This is a genomic window from uncultured Nitrospira sp. (assembly GCA_902500695.1).
In the GTDB taxonomy this organism is placed as follows: domain Bacteria; phylum Nitrospirota; class Nitrospiria; order Nitrospirales; family UBA8639; genus Nitrospira_E.
The window spans coordinates 51658-70314 of sequence record CABVRQ010000008.1 but is presented as its reverse complement, the minus strand read 5'-3'; the positions used below and the strand labels follow the sequence as shown (position 1 = coordinate 70314).

The 18657-nt window shown below is 48.3% G+C and carries 15 protein-coding genes; 7 read left to right on the top strand and 8 right to left on the bottom strand.

Annotated elements, in window-relative coordinates; translation table 11 throughout:
- Position 1: 1 nt before the first annotated feature.
- From AAH187_RS03560 to AAH187_RS03550, 3 genes are all read right to left on the bottom strand, one after another.
- Positions 2-166 (bottom strand): hypothetical protein, encoded by a 165-nt coding sequence (locus AAH187_RS03560; RefSeq protein ID WP_342347059.1) that lies wholly within the window; start codon positions 164-166, stop codon positions 2-4.
- A gap of 657 nt (positions 167-823) precedes the next feature.
- Entirely contained in the window at positions 824-2212 is a 1389-nt protein-coding gene (locus AAH187_RS03555; protein WP_342347058.1) for a sigma-54 dependent transcriptional regulator, read from the bottom strand.
- A gap of 404 nt (positions 2213-2616) precedes the next feature.
- A complete protein-coding gene (locus AAH187_RS03550; RefSeq protein ID WP_342347057.1) occupies positions 2617-2853 on the bottom strand; it encodes a hypothetical protein in 237 nt (78 codons plus the stop codon).
- Positions 2854-3027: 174 nt separating this feature from the next.
- Between AAH187_RS03550 and AAH187_RS03545 the strand changes: the two genes are divergently transcribed.
- The 5 genes from AAH187_RS03545 (at position 3028) to AAH187_RS03525 (ending at position 10648) form a co-directional block, all read left to right on the top strand.
- The gene (locus AAH187_RS03545; protein ID WP_342347056.1) at positions 3028-3453 is read left to right on the top strand and encodes a hypothetical protein; all 426 of its coding nucleotides are present in this window, start codon (positions 3028-3030) and stop codon (positions 3451-3453) included.
- Positions 3454-4001: 548 nt separating this feature from the next.
- Positions 4002-4355 (top strand): hypothetical protein, encoded by a 354-nt coding sequence (locus AAH187_RS03540; RefSeq protein ID WP_342347055.1) that lies wholly within the window; start codon positions 4002-4004, stop codon positions 4353-4355.
- A gap of 351 nt (positions 4356-4706) precedes the next feature.
- Positions 4707-6506, top strand: coding sequence for a SulP family inorganic anion transporter (locus AAH187_RS03535; protein ID WP_342347054.1), 1800 nt, complete (start codon positions 4707-4709; stop codon positions 6504-6506).
- An 824-nt stretch (positions 6507-7330) separates the two neighbouring features.
- Positions 7331-9256, top strand: coding sequence for an ATP-binding protein (locus AAH187_RS03530; protein ID WP_342347053.1), 1926 nt, complete (start codon positions 7331-7333; stop codon positions 9254-9256).
- A gap of 3 nt (positions 9257-9259) precedes the next feature.
- On the top strand, positions 9260-10648 hold the full coding sequence (locus tag AAH187_RS03525) for a sigma-54 dependent transcriptional regulator (protein ID WP_342347052.1): 1389 nt from the start codon (positions 9260-9262) through the stop codon (positions 10646-10648).
- A 143-nt stretch (positions 10649-10791) separates the two neighbouring features.
- Here the strand turns inward: AAH187_RS03525 and AAH187_RS03520 are convergent, their stop codons facing one another.
- Positions 10792-11091, bottom strand: a complete 300-nt coding sequence (locus AAH187_RS03520) for a hypothetical protein (RefSeq protein WP_342347051.1) — start codon at positions 11089-11091, stop codon at positions 10792-10794.
- Between the two features lie 178 nt (positions 11092-11269).
- On the opposite strand from AAH187_RS03520, the gene priA reads away from it, so the two are divergent.
- Entirely contained in the window at positions 11270-13588 is a 2319-nt protein-coding gene (priA, locus tag AAH187_RS03515) for a primosomal protein N' (RefSeq protein ID WP_342347050.1), read from the top strand.
- A gap of 25 nt (positions 13589-13613) precedes the next feature.
- Here priA and AAH187_RS03510 read toward each other — a convergent pair whose 3' ends face one another.
- Positions 13614-14054, bottom strand: a complete 441-nt coding sequence (locus tag AAH187_RS03510) for a hypothetical protein (protein ID WP_342347049.1) — start codon at positions 14052-14054, stop codon at positions 13614-13616.
- 109 nt (positions 14055-14163) lie between these two features.
- Positions 14164-14970, bottom strand: coding sequence for a right-handed parallel beta-helix repeat-containing protein (locus AAH187_RS03505; RefSeq protein ID WP_342347048.1), 807 nt, complete (start codon positions 14968-14970; stop codon positions 14164-14166).
- Between the two features lie 434 nt (positions 14971-15404).
- Between AAH187_RS03505 and AAH187_RS03500 the strand changes: the two genes are divergently transcribed.
- On the top strand, positions 15405-16982 hold the full coding sequence (locus tag AAH187_RS03500) for a di-heme oxidoredictase family protein (protein ID WP_342347047.1): 1578 nt from the start codon (positions 15405-15407) through the stop codon (positions 16980-16982).
- 343 nt (positions 16983-17325) lie between these two features.
- On the opposite strand, the gene AAH187_RS03495 is transcribed toward AAH187_RS03500, so the two are convergent.
- Positions 17326-17994 carry a hypothetical protein gene (locus AAH187_RS03495; RefSeq protein ID WP_342347046.1) on the bottom strand — a complete coding sequence of 223 codons (669 nt, stop codon included), beginning with the start codon at positions 17992-17994 and terminating at the stop codon, positions 17326-17328.
- Between the two features lie 181 nt (positions 17995-18175).
- Positions 18176-18547: a DUF2294 domain-containing protein gene (locus AAH187_RS03490; protein ID WP_342347045.1), complete on the bottom strand. Its 372-nt coding sequence runs from the start codon at positions 18545-18547 to the stop codon at positions 18176-18178.
- Positions 18548-18657 lie beyond the last annotated feature (110 nt).

The following is an 18657-nucleotide window of genomic DNA, read 5'->3' as shown; positions in this document are numbered from 1 at the left end:
CTTACCACTTTTTTGCCTGCAATTCCTTCATCACTTCGACTTCGAAGTCCCGTTCAGCCAAGACCTTCTTGAGGCGGACAAATTCCTGCCGTAACTGGCGCCGTTCCCGCACATCTGCCACCTCCATGCCGCCTCCAGCGATAGATCGATTGCTCCAAGACCCCATGCTGTCGGGCGGCCTTCTCAATGGTACTCGCTTCAGCCTGCCGGAGAATGCCCACAATGTGTTCTTCCGTGAATCGCTTCGTCTTCATGTGGGTCCTCCTCAGGTTGAGGAAAACCTAACATGGCGTTGGCCTAAAATTCGGGGAGCACTCCAGGGGAGAGCAAAGGAACTGCAGTCAAGGCCGGGGACATTTACTGAAGGATGCATGGAATTACTTGGCGTTATTGATATTTCAATTACCATCGATCGTGCAGCGAAAGGGAAGAGGTGCGGAGTTGCATTATGCGGACTGTGCTAAAACTTCCTATGAACAGACCTGTTTGTATTCAGGTTAGGAAAATAGTCGAAACAATGCTCAGCTCTATTAAGCTTGAAAAAATATCGTCCCCAGAAAGAAGACCGCGGCAGCTTCTAATAAGACAGGTTTTTTGTTCAGACAAAAGTTCTTCGCACTATTCAGTGGAGAGCTTTGGGGATATTCGAGAGAAAGTTACTCAAAAATGTGTTACGCAATCGGTGGGTGCACGACCGCTGCCTGTCAAAGGGTTGAGTCCTGAGTTTAAGCCCAGGGAGTAAAGGGGGAATTTTTCCCCGTATCGAGAGAAAAATGTGTCGAAAGGGAAAAGCGAATGAATGGGGAGACCCCCGCCTCATGCCTTAGGACCTTTCTGTCGTATGGGAAAAGTTTTTCCGTAATTGGATGTGTTCATCCAGTGTCTGCTTAGAAATCTGAAGATAGCGAGCCGCCCGTTCTCTGTCCTGCTTGGTGAATCGCAGGACTTCATCAATCACCATGACTTGGATTTCTTGTAGGCTGTGTTGGCCAATCTCAAAGAGCACCCGACCAATATTTGGAGAGAGCCCGTCTCCGCCGCCCGGATGTTGGGAGTAAAAGTCCAGAGAAGTAAGAACTGGTCCTTGGGAGCACAATACCGCCCTGCGAATCATGGCCTCTAATTCTCGGATGTTCCCTGGGAATGGGTACGTATCCAATAGCAGGGGTACGGATGAATCAATGTCGAGTTTAGGACGGCCGATTTCCTCACCATAGGCCTGAATGGTTTTGATCACCAAAGGGATGATGTCATCTTTGCGTTCACGGAGTGGCGGAATAAAGAGTTGCCGTTTTTCGAGGAGAGACATTAATTCTGGATGAAATATATCTTCGTAGCCTGTTTGATCCAGGGGGGTCGCACTGGTCATCACAAGTCGATTGTTGATGGGGAGATGGTCAAACCCTCCCATTCGACAAAATGATCGGGTACGAATGGCCTCGGCCAATGATCCTTGAACAGGAATGGGCAAATGTTCTATCTCATCAACAAATAGTGTTCCCCCATCGGAATGTTCAAGTGCTCCGGGCATGTTTTGGCTGGCACCACTAAATGCTCCGCGTTCATATCCAAATATTTGTGGCTCAAGGAGGGATCCACTCCGTTCGTTGCAACTGACCGTGACAAACGGGCCGAGGTGTTTGCGGCTATTATAATGAAGAATGCGTGCCAAGAATTCCTTCCCCGTCCCTACCTCTCCTTGAAGGAACACTAAGGGGGCGTCCTGAGCGTCGAGAATTTTGAGTTGTTCGATGACCTTGGTCATGGCTGGACTCCTGGCGATTACATGTTCCCAGGAATATTGCCGCTGTTTCTCGGAAGCAGAAAACTCAATTCGACGCCTTAACTCCAGGAAGGTAATGGCTCGATGTAAGGCTGGCTCAACCGTTGAGAAATCAATGGATTTAATCAAGAAATCATACGCTCCGAGCCGCATTGCCTCCACCGCATCCTCGACGCTCCCATATGCTGTCAACATGAAAATCAGGGTTTTAGGAATTGTTTGTCGAATTTGGCGTAAGGTTTCGAGTCCATCCATTTCTGGCATTTTAAGATCCAGAAACAGCAAATCAGGAAGTTCATGTTCCAATGCCTCGATGAGCGAGGCTCCTGAATGGAAGCTTCTCACGAGGTGCCCTTTTTTCACCAACCGGCGACTTAACGCAGAACATACGTTTTGGTCATCGTCGGTCACATAAATTGTTGCACGCATAGCAGTCCTTGCATTGGAGATCAATAAAGAAGTCGTGCCGCCATTTCATGGTACTTTCCCATCCTTTGGTCATCCATATCAACCGCACAGGAGTTCTGAGGGCAGGGGATCTTTTATGCGGTATGGGTTTTGTTCTTTTATGTTCATTGGCAAGAGAGCCCCCAGCCACCGTCACGTATCCAAGGGGTAATTGGATAGGTGTCAGGACTGACTTTCGGAGGATCTCTCCAATGAACCAATCACCAGGAAGAGGCAGTGCCTCAGATTGTTTTAGAAAGCAAAGGTTATGCCCGTGATTCCTCTCTAGTGATTTGAGCATGCTCAACCAAAATAAGCTACACCACTAGCATCCATCGTTTCCGTCTTAGTATCAGTCGTCCCCTCATTCTAATGAGTACGCCATATTATCGTTCAAAATCAGCAGGAGTGCGATGATGCACAGGATGGTGTGTGTGAATTGGCACCATTTTTCTGGTAATGGCCACTGTGAGTGAAGCCGACGGCCAGGGGAAAATTGGATAACGATTCATGAAAAATAGTGAAAATAAACCGGAATCAATCGCATCACCCTTAGCTTGGTGGTGAAGCCATTCGTGAGGAGCAGGGAAGAATATTATATTGGCGTGTTTTTCCAACACCATGCTCTGATTCCTCGATGTCTAAAAATTCGTATTAGTTTTGTGTGGCAAAAGTTGAGTAGAAAAATTTTGAAAAAATGAAAACTATCATTTTCTGCAGCTGTTCTGGATGGAGAAACGATGAGAAAAGGTGGAGTAGTGTGTTTCGCCCTCCTCCTCATGCTAGGAGGCTTATCAGTGGAAAATCCTGCACATGGTGCAAATGGAACTCATGCCCAAGAATTTCCGAGTGATTTTGATCGGTTGAAAACCATTTTGCAGAAGCCAAACACTCTTTCTGCTCTGACACCGGAATGGCTGGATTTGGGAGTTGAACATCGAACTCGCTATGAAACGTTTAATCAAATTTTTACGAAAGGCACAGCAGGGAGTCTTCAAATGGTTGCGCAACGGACGAGGATTTTGTTGGGAATTAAGGGTATATGGGATCCTATCCGATTCACACTGGAACTTGCAGATTTTCGGGAACCTGTGGCTGATCGGGGACAGGATCACAATCCCAATTTTGTCGATCATCTGGATATTTTTCAACTCCATCTTGATCTGGTGTCTCAGAATTTTTTGGGAAAGGGACTTCTGGCAGGCTCGAAGTCGGCCGTTTAGTCATGGATTTTGGAGAAGAGTGTCTCGTAGCAGGGCATCGCTTTGGAATTTTTACTCAATCATTTGAGGGTGTGCAATTGACCCTTGGAGCGGGAAAAGGTTCTGTTTGGGGTCTCCGGGCCTTTGTCACGCAACCGGTCCAACGCCATACAATGAGCCCGGATTGGACTAGCCCCATTAGTTACTTTTCCGGTGCGGCGATTTCCAGCCGCCATGTCTCGTGGGCTAATGGGGAGTAGAATCTCTTTCGGTTGAATGAGGGGAGTAATCTTCAAAAACGTAATTTTTCTACCATGGGATTTCGGGTATTTGCCAAACCTGCGAAAGAACAATTTGATTATGAGATAGAATCGATCTACCAAGTTGGGGAGGTCAATCAGACGAATCATTTTGCACATCGATATCACGGTGAGGTGGGTTATAGTTTTGCGACATTATGGCCCTTACGATTCGTCTATCTGTTTGACTATTCGTCCGGAGACAAGAATCCGAAAAAGAATTTTGATTTTTTTGCAAAACGTCGCGCAAAATAAGGACCCACTGGAATTTTGGGAATTATCTTTCCATCCAATATTATTTCACCTGTCGGGTTTCGCTTGACTCTTCAACCGATCTCCACGGTTAAGTTGATGGTGTCTTATCGCACGTTCTGGCTGGCAGATTGCCGTGGCCCTTTTGTGGGGAGCGGTCTGCAGGACCCGACCGGTCGAGCGGGCACTTTTCTTGGCAATATGTCGGATGGCTCCATAACGTGTGCCCCTCAGGCCGGTTATTTCCGGCATGCCACATTTGAGGTGGGATATATCCGTTTTTTCAAAGGCTCCTATTTTGATCGAATGCCACGAAGCCCTGGGACGGCCGATGTCAATTATGTTTATACTATGGCGACGTTGCCATTCTAATTCTGCTGTTGGTCCTGGTAGGTTCTCCCTTTCCCATTCCACCATCTTTCCAAGGAGAAAGAATCCTCTTCCTTCTGGTCCTGCCGGAACAAGGCTTACTTTCGCACAGGGCACACGGTACGAAATCGCACAGGGGGCCTAGCGAGGAAAGAGTAGCTAAGTTGCCAGCAAAAACCTTGACAGAATAGTTTGGAATGTAAAGAAAAATCAGAGGGTTTTTTCTGAGACGGATTTTTTCGATTATTGGCATGTAAGTTGCGGATGAAGCTTATTGTAAATTTTAAAGGCATTTTTTTGTCTTCTCTGCAAGACGATGACGAATTAGATGAATGAGTTCGGAGGAAATTGGGAATGGAGCACCTGACTGCGGGTATTCGTGAATATTTCAAAGATTTTAACTTCAAAGAAAACTTCAAAGGGATTGCCAGCAATGTGAGAGGTGATGTGTTGGCCGGGATCACGGTGGCGATGGTGGTGCTTCCCATGGCCCTGGCCTTCGGTGTGGCTTCCGGGCTCGGAGCGATTGCGGGCATGTGGTCGGCAGTGGCTGCTGGTCTTATTGCGGGTCCATTAAGTGGGTCAGCCTGGTCGGTAGGTGGGCCGACGGGACCAATGACCATTCAAATCCTTTCCATGACTCAAACCAATAAGTTGTCCGATGGGAGCCCCGACCTGGTTTTCGTATTTACGACCATCGCCTTAGCCGGTTTTATTTTGATTGTGTTGGGTCTGTTAAAGCTCGGGCAATTTATCAAGTTCACACCCTATTCAGTCATCTCTGGATTTATGACGGGTTTGGGGGTGTTGTACATGTTGCTTCAACTCAACCCGTTTTTGGGGCTTCCCGGCGTCAAAAGTATCACGTCCGCCATTACGGAATTGCCCTCCAGTTTGGCCCATGCATCGCCTGTGGCATTGGGAATCGGTTTGTTGACCTTATTCATCGTCATCGTTTGGCCAAAAATTTCCCCCGTGACCTGGCTACCAGCTCCCTTGATCGGATTATTGGCTGGAACGGTAACCACGGTTGTGCTTGGGCTAGACATTCCTAAAATTGGAGATATTCCCACGGGCTTACCTGAGCTGTATCTTCCTAATCTAGAACTCTTGGAAAAAGCCTTTGTCCCAGCTGCGGCTTTGGCTGGCTTATGTATATTCGATAGTCTCCTGACCTGTCTCATCGTCGATAATATGACTGGCACACATCATAATAGTGACCGGGAATTGGTCGCCCAAGGATCAGCCAATCTTTTTTCAGGATTGGTTGGAGGGCTGGGGGGAGCCACGAATACCATGCCGTGTGTGGTGAATATCCAGAGTGGGGCCCGTACCCGTTTATCGTCCATTACGATGGGGCTTGTTCTGCTTTCGTTCATTCTCGGTCTGGGTTCATTGGCCGCATCCATTCCTCTTTCCGCCTTGGCGGGTATTCTCCTCAAGGCCGGCTATGACATTCTGGATATGCGAGTTCTCCCGGTGGTTCGCAGATTACCGACTTCTGATTTGATGGTGTTTGGGCTGGTGGTCTTCATGACGGTGTTTTGGAATCTCCTGTCTGCCATGGCGATGGGACTCGCAGTGGCGTTTTTTCGCTTTGTGAAGGACCAGTCCGATCGTTATAAGGCGGATCTCAACCAAAGGGATGAAGACATCAAACAGGAGGAAGAAGACCTTATTTTTTCCTTCGCCAGGGACTATGCCCGGAAAATCAGCCAGAATGGGGCGAATATGAGAGAGGTTAGCGGTCGATTTGAACACATCGTTAGAGATCGGATTATCATCGTTCGTCCTCACGGTCCGTTATTTTTCGGTGCCATAGATTGGCTAAACGAGACAGTGGAACATCTTGACAACAAAGATGTGCTCATTATTCGTTGCAAATGGCTGGATGAATTGGATTTGTCGGGTGCCTATGCGTTAGGCGATTTAATTGAAGCTGCAAACTGTCGCCGCGTGGCAGTGTTGACTGCTGGAATGTCTCCTCGAACCCGACAGGTCCTTGCCGATTTAAATGAGCTTTCCAGACTGAAGGACGACTATAATTGCACGCATTTTAATGAGGCCCTGGATATCGCTATGCAGATCTTAGAAAAGAAGTCAGTGGAAATTGGGGCACCAGCCCACAAAGAACCGGTTTTGGCGGTAAGGTAGAGTACGATCGTTTTGACCGCTCGCTCATGAATCATATTTGTAAAGATTTTGTAATATGGTATTAATTTTCCTTCGTGCATTTGAGCAAGATTTTTTCGACCATGTTCGGTGGTGGTACAAGAGAACGGTCCTCGCTTTCCTGTTTACTAGCCATTTTTTGTTGTATCCCCTCAGTCACGGGCTGGTGCTTCGTTCTGGAATTTATTTTTACCCTGGCCATGGCGTTAAAAAGTTATCCTCTGCAGCCTGGTGGTTTGTTTGTCCCTTTAAGCAATGCTGATCGGACTGGCAAAACTAGGGACCGGTTTTCACGAAGCATTGAATAATCTCCAAAGGATGATCCTGCTGATTTTTATGGTGGCCGAGATTTACTTTATGCAAAATTTGTTGTTTGTTTCTGGGGAAGTTTTACTGGATGGCAGATTGAAGACGAACCTGCACATATTATTTGCGGGAATGGGAGCATTTCTGGCAGTTTTTTGAAATGCTCTCACCGTGACGGCTGTTATTATTGTCGTGGGCGTGGGTTTTTTAGAGTGAATCATCGGGTTCTTCAGACGGTTTTTCCCGCTATTTATTTTCGCCTGTGATCACCGAATATTCTAATCTGACCATGGAATCATTCTCCATTAGTTGGAGTTGGACAATCTGGTCAATCTGTTCAGGGAATAGACTCTGAATAGAGGAATGATCATGAGTTGAGCACCTCTCATAATGAGATTTGACAGGCTATTGGGGTATAGTGGATAGGGTTCTCATGTGGTACGGCAGGCCTGTTAGGGCAAAGCTTGAAGGGACAGCAAGGGGCGAGTGGAGGATCACCGATGTCTCTCAATAAATTATTTTTAAATCTTCCTATTGCTAGAAAACTTCTTTTAGTCTCGGGGGTCCCGGTTTTGGCCGTCTTAATTTTGAGCCTGGTGACCTATAGGAGTGTGCAGACTTTTTCGCTGGATGAAGACCGCCTCAATGATGTGTATCATGTGCAAAGCGCGTCGGCTGAATATATGCGATTGGTTGTGGATCTTGAAACCGGCTTTCGCGGCTTTATCATAACGCAGAAATCCCCGTTTTTGCAGCCCTATCTGGCGGCCAAGCAACGAGTGATGTTACTTGGAAATTCATTGAGACAGATGGTTAAGTCTGATGAAGGTCAACAACAGTTAGTAGAATCTGTTCAAGAATTGGTCGAACAATTCATGAACAACAAAGATCAGATGATTGAACGAGTCAAAGCGGGGCACCCGGAGGAGGCCATGAACTATGTCGAGAGCGAGAAAGGTCGTATACTTATGCTCGCGATTCGTGAAGAAATGGCTCGATTTGATCGGCAGGAAGTCCAGCGATTGCAACACGCCCTTGGGAGTAGCGCCGCAGACCGATCGGCCCTGATGGGGGTGGTCGTGTGGGGAGGGTCGTTGGCGTTGATTTTATTGCTGGTCCCTCTGCATCTCATTGCGCGGTCTATTACTGGTCCCTTAACAACTTTGGTCAAGGCCGTGGAAAATGTTTCCGGGGGGAAGATTCCGAATATTCCAGTTTTCGAACGAGACGATGAAATAGGCGAATTGACGAAAGTCATGCAGACAATGGGCACCCAAATCCGGAATCATATCCGGCGTATCGAACAATCCGAACAGGAACTCCGGACATTGAACCAGGATTTAACCTCTTCGGAGGCCAAATATCGAGGAATTGTGGATTATGCGCCCATCGGGATATTTACGGCAAAAAAAGTTCACCTGATTTTTGGCAATCGGCAGAATTGGATTCTGGCTGGGAGGAATCCGGATGAGATGTTAAATCCTGAACACATGTGGGAGGCCATTCATCCGGATGACCGAGAGGGTGCGCGGGAGACTTTTCAAGATGCCTGCCATCAGGGTGAGCCTTTTGAGCGAGTTTTTCGCTTTTTGCATCCGGATGGAACTGTTCGAAAGGTCTTATGTCGGGCAGTACCGATTCAAGACGAAGGTGGTCAGACGATGCTATACCAAGGGTTCAATGTGGATATCACGGCTTTAGAGCATATGCGTGCAAAGCTGAACCGATCTGAACGATTGGCTACGTTGGGCCAAATGGCTGCGGGTATTGCCCATGAGATTCGAAACCCGCTGGTGGGTATTGGGTCAACCACAACGTTGCTGATGGATGATTTTCCTGAAGGTGATTCACGGCATGAAGATCTCGTAACTATTCTTAAGGAAACCCGGCGATTGGACCGCATTGTGAATCAAATTGTTGACTTTGCGCGGCCAAGAGATTTGCTTCCCGTGACCTTTCAATTGAAAGATCTGGTTTTGGAGTCTTTGCAGGTACTCAATGAACCAATAAAACAAAAGACCATTCAGGTCGAATTTCATCCATCAGCCAATTTGGACGCCATCCAGGCTGATCGAGATCAACTCAAGCAAGTGTTGCTCAATGTGATCCAAAATGCCGTTGAGGCAATGTCGGGTGGTGGATGTCTTTGTCTGTCCATTGAAGAGGAAGCCATTGAACGGAAGCCTGGGCTTCGTCTTAGAGTTAAAGATAATGGAACGGGAATCAGCCCAAGTGCTCTTCCTCGAATTTTTGAGCCGTTTTTCACCATCGGCAAAAATCGCGGTACCGGATTGGGATTGCCTATTTGTCGAAATATTATTGAAGCCCATGGAGGCGAAATTCATGCGGAAAGTCAGTCAGGGCTTGGGACCACTATGACATGGTGGCTTCCGTGCGTTTGCCAACCCCAACTCCCAACGGTGTAACCGATGCGCGCCAATATTTTTATCACGGATGATGATGATGTGGTTCGTCAGGCCATCACCCGACGGCTCGCGAAGCGACACCATCAAGTTCGGAGCTTCGCGTCGGGAGAAGCCTTATTGGAAGCCCTTGATCATGATGTCCCTGATCTGATTTTGCTGGACTTGAAAATGGCCGGGTTAAGCGGACTGGAGACTCTCAAGCATATTCGTGCCAAATCTCAGCAAGCCTTGGTCATTCTCCTCACAGCTTATGGCACGGTTGAGGAGGCGGTGGAAGCCATTAAACTCGGGGCTTATGATTTTCTGATTAAAAGCGTCGATTTCTCCAGCGTGGAACCTGTGATTGATCGGGCGTTGGACTATCTGACTCTCCGTCGCCGTATCGACTTTGAAACGCAGGATAGGCCAGGTCGATATGCCTTAAACGGTTTGATTTCCAATAGTCCCAGTATGAAAGAGTTGGTTGGACAAATTCAGGAAATGGCAAAAAATCTGAAAACGACGGTGCTCCTCTTTGGAGAAACGGGAACAGGTAAAGAATTTGTCGCCCGAGTTCTTCATCATAATGGTCCTCGGGACAAAGGTCCGTTTGTGGGAGTGAACTGCACAGCCATTCCTCAGGAATTATTTGAAAGTGAGTTATTTGGCTATGAACGTGGGGCCTTCACGGGGGCCAATCAGCGCAAACTCGGCCTCTGTGAGCAGGCTGAAGGCGGGACACTCTTTTTAGATGAGATTGGAGACCTCAATCCCTCAATGCAAGCGAAATTGCTTCGCGTGTTACAGGAACGTTCGTTTAAGCGGTTGGGTGGGCAAGAAGATATTGATGTGGATTTTCGTCTGATCGCGGCCACCAATCGGGATCTGCGCAAAGATGTGACGCAAGGCAGATTTCGGGAGGACTTGTTTTTTCGGCTGAATGTGGTGTCAATGACTCTGCCATCATTACGGAATCGAACAGAGGATATTATCCCGCTGGCTCTAGCCACGTTAATTCGACAAAGCAGCGAACTTGGTAAAGAGGTCACGGCTATTGAACCGGAGGCCCAACGGCTGTTGGAACGCTATCCGTATCCGGGAAATATTCGTGAACTGGAAAATATTATGGAGCGGGCGACCATTTTTTGTCGCGGGAAAAGCCTGACGGAAGGGGATCTGCCTCGAGAAGTCCATGAGGAGGCACGATCCTCAGTCAATGCGGTCGCGCGAGGGGATCAACAGGTGGTGCGTATGGAAATGATTCTCGGGGAACAAACCCTTGCGGCCATTGAAAGCGACTTAATTGAGGAAGTTATGCGGCTATCTGATTATAATAAAAGTCTCGCTGCCAAATACCTTGGCATTACCCGCTTTGCTTTGGACCGTCGCCTCAAAAAAATCCCCGAGTCTTGATCTTCCCTGTTGTTGCCTGAGGTAGCCCATCAATGAAGATGTTCGAGTGGTTGTCTCGAAAGAACCTGTTGACGCCCTGAAGTGGTCCTTCAGGGCAATTGGATATCATCGTGTTCACCGAGAGAAGGGGCCGGTCCCTCTTGTTATTTATTTCGGCTTTTTAGAAGAACAACGATGCCAATGATTCCAATCAAGAGAGCCAAGATTCCAAGTGTTTCCAAGCCTCCCATCTTGCTATCCTCCTTCTCCCATTCAATTGCTTCTCCGTTTTTTTTCTCTTTATCTGTGTCTTGTGCGGGCACAGGATTCTGGCCCCACTGATTTTCAACTAAGTCGGTCCTATCCTTCCTGTTTTTATAGAAATCGTCAAGGTGTCTTTTAAACAGGAATGCTGGAAGCTTCAGTGATGGAATCTGGCAGCCAGATTTATTTCTAAGGAACATGCTACACCGTGACTATGAGGATAAGCGTGCAAGGCGATTGGAAATATTTTGGAGACCATGTGCATACTTGCTCGTGGTCGAGATGATATTTGTCGGTCTGAAGTCTAGAGGTTGAATAGCGTTGTGGACAAAGCAAGCCGCTGGTAGAATCGGGTGCTCATGAAAATCGCAATCACTCATGCTTGCTGACGTTGTCCTGCCGGGCAGGCGCTTCCAGGTCTTTACCTATCAAGTCCCCCCCCATCTGCTTTCTCTGCTTCATGTGGGAAGCCCCGTGGTAGTGCCTTTAGGCTCTGCGGTCGTTTCTGGAGTGGTCGTCACCATCTTTGAGGCCCAAAGCTCTTCTTCCCTCCAATCTCAGTTCCGTCATAAACCCCTACGCGACATTCTTTCGTTGGAGGCCGATGTCGGTAACCGGCCTTTGGAACACAACCTTCTTCGGTTGGTTGAAAAAATTTCAGATTATTATCTGGCTCCTTTCGCAGCATGTTTGCGGTTGATTGTTCCACCACATTCGATACAAGTGATGAGGCGAGTATTCTTAACCGACGAAGGTCGTCAGGCCTTGTTGGACAGGTCATTGCCATCTGACGTCCAGTTGGTGCTTCGAAAGTTAGAGCGGGCTCACAGGGGATTACTCCGATCCTCTCTTATGCGAACGATGAACAATGTCCCAGCTATGCTGACTCGTGGGAAAAAGAATGGATGGATTATTGAACAGACGACCATGCCCTCAGGATGCAAGGCTCCAAGTCCGGTCCGGGGAATCAGTGCTGGACGAAAGCCCGTGCATTCTATCGTCCGAGGGTTATTTGATTCTCCTGAAGAAGCTAGGGAAATGCCCGAATCTGCCCAACGAATGGAGTCCACCTCCTTTGACGACAACCGGATATGGAAGGATCTGTTGTCTGCCGTCAAATCCGGTGGTTTTCAGGAAGTGCCTGTTGTGGGATCAGAATTAGTACGACAGGATCTGTTGTTTAGGATGGTTGAGACCATTGTGAATCAGGGCCGTCGAGTCCTCATCCTTACCCCTGAAGTGCAGGAAGTCGAAATCCTTGGGGAACAGGTTCGATTCGCTGGCAATATTCAGGTTGAGGTCTATCATGGCCATCTTTCGACAATGGTTCGTACTGCTCGATGGGAACGGATTCGACAGGGCGAGGTGCAGGTCGTGGTGGGGACTCGGTCTGCGCTATTCCTGCCTGTTCCAAATTTGGGGCTCATTTGGATCAATCAGGAGGAGAATCCGTCCTATAAGGATGAGCATCTTCCGTATTTCCATGCTCGAGAAGTCGCGCGAATGCGAGGCGAATGTGAGCAGGCACTCGTGGTCTATGGTTCGACGCGGCCTTCTTTGGAGCTATATGGACGTTTTACAGAGCAGGTTGGTGAGGTACTGGAACGCCCATCACAGCAGATTCCTCAGGTGGAAATGGTCGATTTACGCACCTTACCTTATGAGACCATCCTATCTCCGGTTTTACTTGCCAGGATCACTCGGGCTCTGAAGGAGGGTGAGCAACTTATTTTACTTCTCAATCGCAAGGGGTTTTCTGGTGCCCTGGTGTGCCGAGATTGTGGAAAGGCTCCGGTCTGTCCCACTTGCGGAGTTTCATTGAAACTCTATCAGCGCCCCTCACGTTTGGTGTGTACCTACTGTGATGGAATTCAACCAACTCCTGAAATCTGTCCAATTTGTCAGGGCAGGGTTTTTCGATTTTCTGGCACGGGAACCCAGCGATTGGAGGATGAGGTGACCCGTCTTTTTCCGGGGGTTTCTGTTGCTCGGTTCGATCGGGAGAATGTGAAAACTCCCGAGGCGGCCGATGCGATGTTGCGCCAATTCCGGCAGAGGGAGATTGGAATATTGATTGGGACGGAATTTTTAGTTCATCAGTCAAATCCACCAATGGCTCCGGTGATCGGGTTCCCTCAAGCAGATCTTGGGCTCCATATTCCTGACTTTCGATCAGCCGAACGAACGTTTCAGATGTTGTCGAGGGCTTCCGCATTGGCCCGGAAGGGGCAGGAGCCAGGGGAGGTGATTTTACAAACCAGAATCCCTGATCATCATGTACATACTGCCATCGGGCATCAGCGTCCCAGAATGTTTTATGACCAGGAACTGCAGTTGCGTGACCTATTAGGATATCCTCCGGCTACCCATGTGATCTTGTTGGTCGTTACTGGGGATCAGATGCCACGCGTTCAGAGGGTCGTAGACTTTCTGCATCAACGATTGAAAGCTTTTGAAGCGAGAAGAGTTCCTTGTGCGGAGGGGAAGGGGATCATCGGGACATCAATGATCTTGGGGCCGATGGTATCCAAAAAACCCGGGCGGATTAAAAAAAATCGCGTACTTTTATTGATGAAAACGGATGATTTATTGGAAGCACAGCGAGGCCTTCGAGACATACAGCGGGAGTATGAAGCAGAATTTCCCAAGGATCCTGTGGTCGTTGAATTCAATGTTGATCCCATGGACATACAATAGCAGCGGGTTGGCCTCATAAGCGTGATTAGCCTGATTGCCTTCTTGACTGTTTCTTCTGGTTTTTTGTTTTGGGAATTGTGTTTGAAGGGGAGGCCGGGGAGTTCTTATCTCGAGTGCGTTTGAAAATGCCATAGGCGAAGGTCATCCAGAACACCCCGGAAAACAGGCCAAACAACACGGCGGTGAAAATTCGTTCCAATTCTTCTAATGGAGGTTCTGGTCCCAGCTTTTTGAGATCCGCCATTTCCATGATCGGCCATGCCAAACTTTCTGCTCCCAAGAGGAGCGTGGAGATCGCCCAGATTGATCCAATAGACGGACATTTCCAGGCCAACAGGATAGCCAGTCCGATGGCCAGGGCAATTCCGATAGGCATCGGTAAAGCTCCTACTAATAACCAGAGTCCCACCGTAACCGTGAGGCTTCCCAAAACAGCGTTCAGTTGATGCCACAGATTATCATTCATCTCGAATCGTCCTAGAAAGTCCTGTCAACGTTGCCGACCTTATCATAGACCCTCGTTGCCCAGCATCTTGTATTGCCCTCGTGAATGACCAGGCGTGCGGCGATTCGACCTAGCGACCAATATCAGCCAATGGTTCAGTGGTGAGGGTATAGGCCCCGCGAGGGTTAATTTCCAGATTGTTTGATTGGTGGAGGTCTTCTAATTTTGGGGTGGTTTCACAGTCCGGAGTGAGCACGATTCCCCAATGCGCATTTTCTGCACAGGTATTGTCGAGGATAAGCGCTTTAGCAAGGTGAAAGAGGAGAATGCCACTGAGCATATTTTCCCGACAGATGTTTTTAATCATATCGGGTCGAGTGCCCTCGTCCCGTGCGGCAATTCCAAAATGATGATTCCCAAAACACGCATTTTCGCGCAGATAAGGTTGAGCGCCGGCAAAAGAAAAAATACCGGACTCCCGATTATGAGAGATCTCGTTCCCGAGCAGGGTCGGGCGGCAATCCGGTCCATAAATCACGATTCCGGATAAAAGCCCTTCTGTGGCCCTGCAGTGAGATATGGTGCACACCGAATCTAAAATATTCAGGGCGGAATGTTGGTCGCTGCCTACATACCGGAACGTCACGCCGCTAATGTTTCCTCCAGAGACTCGCTGAAGGTAGCAAGGACCGCTCCGCCGATTGAATATGGTGACCTGGTCCCGTCCGGCGCCGATAAGATGGATGGTTCGCTCCGTCATTACCAACCGATCTTCATACACCCCCGGTCGAATGAATATTTGATCATCTTCCTGAGCTTGAGCGAGAGCTTCGCTGGGTAAGGTGAAGCAGTCTGGGCGCTCCGCGTCCACAATTAAGGTTTTTCCCCCGAATGGATTGAGTGGTGGTACGTGAAAGGATGATTGTTCAGCTGACAAGGCCTTCTCCTCTTTCAAAAATTTTCCGGCAAATGTGCACTCTGAAATCTCCTGGTTCAAAAATGTATCGATTGTCCATCAAGCATGCGAATGGAAACCGAAGGGTGAACCATACGGATTTTCGGAGAATGACTTTTCACAATCTTAAATCCAACCCACCTGAGGGCAAAAAGTCCTGTATTTTTGGCACTTCATGTTCTGGTATTAAATTTGCTTGAGTTCATTTCCGTTGTACAAAAAATAAACAGAAAGGTATTTTTTGTCTAATATTTTTTTAATGGGTGAGAATTTTTCCATATGTAGGAAAGCAGTTTCCCGCCCCCCTCATTAACTTCAACTGTGTCTGTCAGAGCAGTCCACTTCCCCCTCAATAATTTCAACAGTTTTCCCCCAGGAAAGAGAGTTTCGTTATGCTAAAGAATGGGAAAAGAGGTATGTCTCTTTTCTTTTTGTTCCCAGTGTTGGGCACGCTGTCGTTTGTAACAGGTTTACCTGGCGCGCAGGCCCAGGAAACCGACATCTTTCAACACCCTAATTCTGAACAGGCAGGGATTCAGAAATCCTTGGAGCAGCAAATTGGGGCTGGCCGGGGAGATATTAACACTCCCGATTCCTCGCTATACATTATTAACCGGGATCCGTTCCGATCCATTCGTCGCGGTCGTAATATTTTTCAACGAAAATTCACCATATCTCAAGGGATGGGCCCACGCAATGGTGACGGGTTTGGAGATATTAGCGCTGATGCCTCCCTGGGCGCAGGGTTAACCGATAGTTGTGCGGCCTGCCACGGACGTCCACGTAGTTCGGCGGGATTTGGTGGAGACGTGTTTACCCGTCCGGATAGCCGGGATGCCCCGCATTTATTCGGGTTAGGGATTGTCGAAATGCTTGCCGATGAAATTACCCAAGATCTTCGGCAAACCCGGGATCAGGCCATTGCCAAAGCCAAGAATGGACGAGGATCGGTGGAAGTGTCGTTGAAGAGTAAAGGAATTTCCTATGGAAAAATCAGAGTCAATCCTGACGGTTCGGTCGATTCTTCTCGATTAGAAGGGGTTGATGCGGATCTTCGGGTACGGCCATTTTTCCATCACGGCGGCACCATTTCCATCAGGGAATTTGTTGTCGGGGCATTGAATGGAGAAATGGGTATGGAGGCTTTTGATCCTGATCTGGCGAAGGCTGCGGGCGGTGAGAAAGTGGTGACGCCATCGGGAATGGTGTTAAATGGGAAGGTTGATGCAATCGAAGCGCCACCAGTTTTTAGTGAGAGTGATGATTCGGATCGAGATGGGGTTGCCAATGAAGTGCCCGTGAGTCTGGTGGACCATCTGGAATTCTATTTGTTGAATTATTTTAAGCCCGGCATAGGCCGGCAAACCAGAGATACTGAACAAGGGCAGAAACTCTTTCAGGACATTCAATGCACCGGCTGTCATATCCAAAATTTAGTCATTGAGAAAGATCGACGTGTGGCTGATGTTGAAACCACTTATGACCGTCGACGAGGGATTTTCAATGATCTGTTTGCCGTGGCGACTCCTTCGTTCCAAGACGTCCAGGGTTCGGGTTCGCCTTCGGTGAAAAAACCCAAAGGTCAACGATTTGTCGTCAAGAATATTTATGCGGATTTCAAGCGGCATAACCTTGGCTCCAACTTCTGGGAACGCAATTGGGATGGCACCTTGACCAAGGAGTTGATGACCGAACCGCTATGGGGAGTGGGGACGACTGCTCCTTATGGGCATGACGGGCGGAGTATCGACCTGTGGTCGGTTATCATGCGGCATGGTGGTGAAGCGCAAAATTCTCGGGATCGCTTTGCCCGGTTATCGGATCAGCAGCAGGGGCAGGTTATCGATTTTCTCCAGACGCTGGTGTTGTTTCCACCTGACGATACGGCTTCCAATTTAAATCCGGGTGATTCGCAGTCACATAATTTCCCCCAGTACGGACATGGCAATATTGCGTTGCCTGCGTTATTCAACAATCCCAGCGATTTGGAATAAAGGGGGCTTTCTTCGTTCTTATCCGACTAATGGTATCAAGCCCGTGAGCCATAAGTTCACGGGCTTGAACCCTCTCTCGCAATTGGGGATGTTCCCCATTGCCTTTCTCATTTTTGTGCGATGCAACGTCAAGCGGGAGGAGCAAACCACCTATATTTCAACTTCGTGGCTTCTCACTCCCCTTGGTTTTCGCCTCATCCCTAATTTTGCGTGTTCCAACCCTATCCTGAGGGACTCAGTTGAGCATTATCGGGTGGCAACAACCACATCACCTATCGGTTTGAAATTAACAGAAGACATTTCTTGCCTACAAAAAAGTTCTGAGTTTTGGGAGGAAAACGGGTTAATTATTCTCAAATGCTTGGCGGGTCGCGAAGACCTCACCTGGATGAATCAGGAGCAGGCAATCGCCATCAACTGGATCTTTGTGAAATAGCGCAAAGGTGAGGCAGAGCTGAGGGGTCGGTTCAGGAGAAAACTGTAACAAGATAGGAACATCCACCAGGGGAGTTGGTGTTTTTAGGATGGCTAACCGGAGACGGACAGCCACCAGGGTATCGCGTAGGCGTGTTTGAATAAGTTCTTCGGTATAATCTGGAGAAGGTGTGATGTATTTGTCCCAGAGCGGATTGGTCATGCCCACACAGAAATCCAGCCCAACGCTTTGCGCAATAGACGTGACATCTTTGAGTATCCCAGATTCAATGGCTTCTTTGCGGGATCCAATCGGGAGTGATTCAAATTCTGCAGGTATATCCCCTGAGCTCAGGGAAAGAGCTAACTGGGATGGTTCAGGGAAATCTGAAGGCAAAACATTAGAGCTTTCCTTGGAATCGGTGTCTTCTTTTTCTGAAGGAGCAAGATCGCTCAGAGGTGTCTTCCCTAATGCCTGAAGAAGACCTTCATAGACGGCCTTGGCAGAATCCGTCCATGAATCATTCATCGGCAATCCCCGAAAGGCCGCCTCAGAGGCTTTTTTCTCATCATGGGTTAACACGCGTCCTGGATTCATACCTTCAAAGATAAGCTAAATTCCAGAGAAGTCAAGAGTGAAAAATTTCTGTCTCCCAAAAAGCCAGGAAGGGAAACCCAGAAAGAATCGTGAATTCAGTCACTAAGGTCCAGAAAGTGGTCCAACCGGCGCAGTCATTCACAGATATCTGTGAGACGGTTAATGTCCAAATTGAGGATTTTCAGCGAAAGGTCGCCTCCAAATCACGATCTAAGGTCAGGACGATGATGCGTTCTTCGATTCGGGTGTCGATATCTGTAAACAGGGCAGTCGTTTCCGCTCCGGTGATCTCCAACATTTCACGACACAATTGCTCTCTTCCTTGTGAAATGAGATTCTGGCGCATCTGTTTAACCATTCCAATGCCTTCTTCACTTTTGGCCAGCTGGCGTTCGGCTGGCGTCAGAACACCTTTAAGCCGAATGAGGATGGTGTCGCGAAGAATGCTGGCTCGAACATCGGTGGGGCCGCGGCCCATGAATTCCTGCTCAAATTTAATGATGGCATTTCGTATTGCCGATTCCATTTCACCTCGTGTGAAGGGGGGTTTCATAGAGTCATGCTTTCCGGCAATACGGACCTTGCCCATTTAACTATCGATCATTCACATTCCCGTAGGAAAAAATATCGGGATCTTGAGGAAGAGCCTACCCCCCTGATATA

Excerpts from the sequence above, each read along its gene's own strand:
- AAH187_RS03525 (WP_342347052.1), top strand. The coding sequence starts at position 9,260 with ATGCGCGCCAATATTTTTATCACGGATGATGATGATGTGGTTCGTCAG.
- AAH187_RS03550 (WP_342347057.1), bottom strand. The coding sequence starts at position 2,853 with ATGGTGTTGGAAAAACACGCCAATATAATATTCTTCCCTGCTCCTCAC.
- AAH187_RS03510 (WP_342347049.1), bottom strand. The coding sequence starts at position 14,054 with ATGAATGATAATCTGTGGCATCAACTGAACGCTGTTTTGGGAAGCCTC.
- AAH187_RS03520 (WP_342347051.1), bottom strand. The coding sequence starts at position 11,091 with ATGTTCCTTAGAAATAAATCTGGCTGCCAGATTCCATCACTGAAGCTT.
- AAH187_RS03495 (WP_342347046.1), bottom strand. The coding sequence starts at position 17,994 with ATGAATCCAGGACGCGTGTTAACCCATGATGAGAAAAAAGCCTCTGAG.
- AAH187_RS03555 (WP_342347058.1), bottom strand. The coding sequence starts at position 2,212 with ATGCGTGCAACAATTTATGTGACCGACGATGACCAAAACGTATGTTCT.
- AAH187_RS03560 (WP_342347059.1), bottom strand. The coding sequence starts at position 166 with ATGGGGTCTTGGAGCAATCGATCTATCGCTGGAGGCGGCATGGAGGTG.
- AAH187_RS03500 (WP_342347047.1), top strand. The coding sequence starts at position 15,405 with ATGTCTCTTTTCTTTTTGTTCCCAGTGTTGGGCACGCTGTCGTTTGTA.
- priA (WP_342347050.1), top strand. The coding sequence starts at position 11,270 with ATGCTTGCTGACGTTGTCCTGCCGGGCAGGCGCTTCCAGGTCTTTACC.
- AAH187_RS03490 (WP_342347045.1), bottom strand. The coding sequence starts at position 18,547 with ATGAAACCCCCCTTCACACGAGGTGAAATGGAATCGGCAATACGAAAT.
- AAH187_RS03530 (WP_342347053.1), top strand. The coding sequence starts at position 7,331 with ATGTCTCTCAATAAATTATTTTTAAATCTTCCTATTGCTAGAAAACTT.
- AAH187_RS03535 (WP_342347054.1), top strand. The coding sequence starts at position 4,707 with ATGGAGCACCTGACTGCGGGTATTCGTGAATATTTCAAAGATTTTAAC.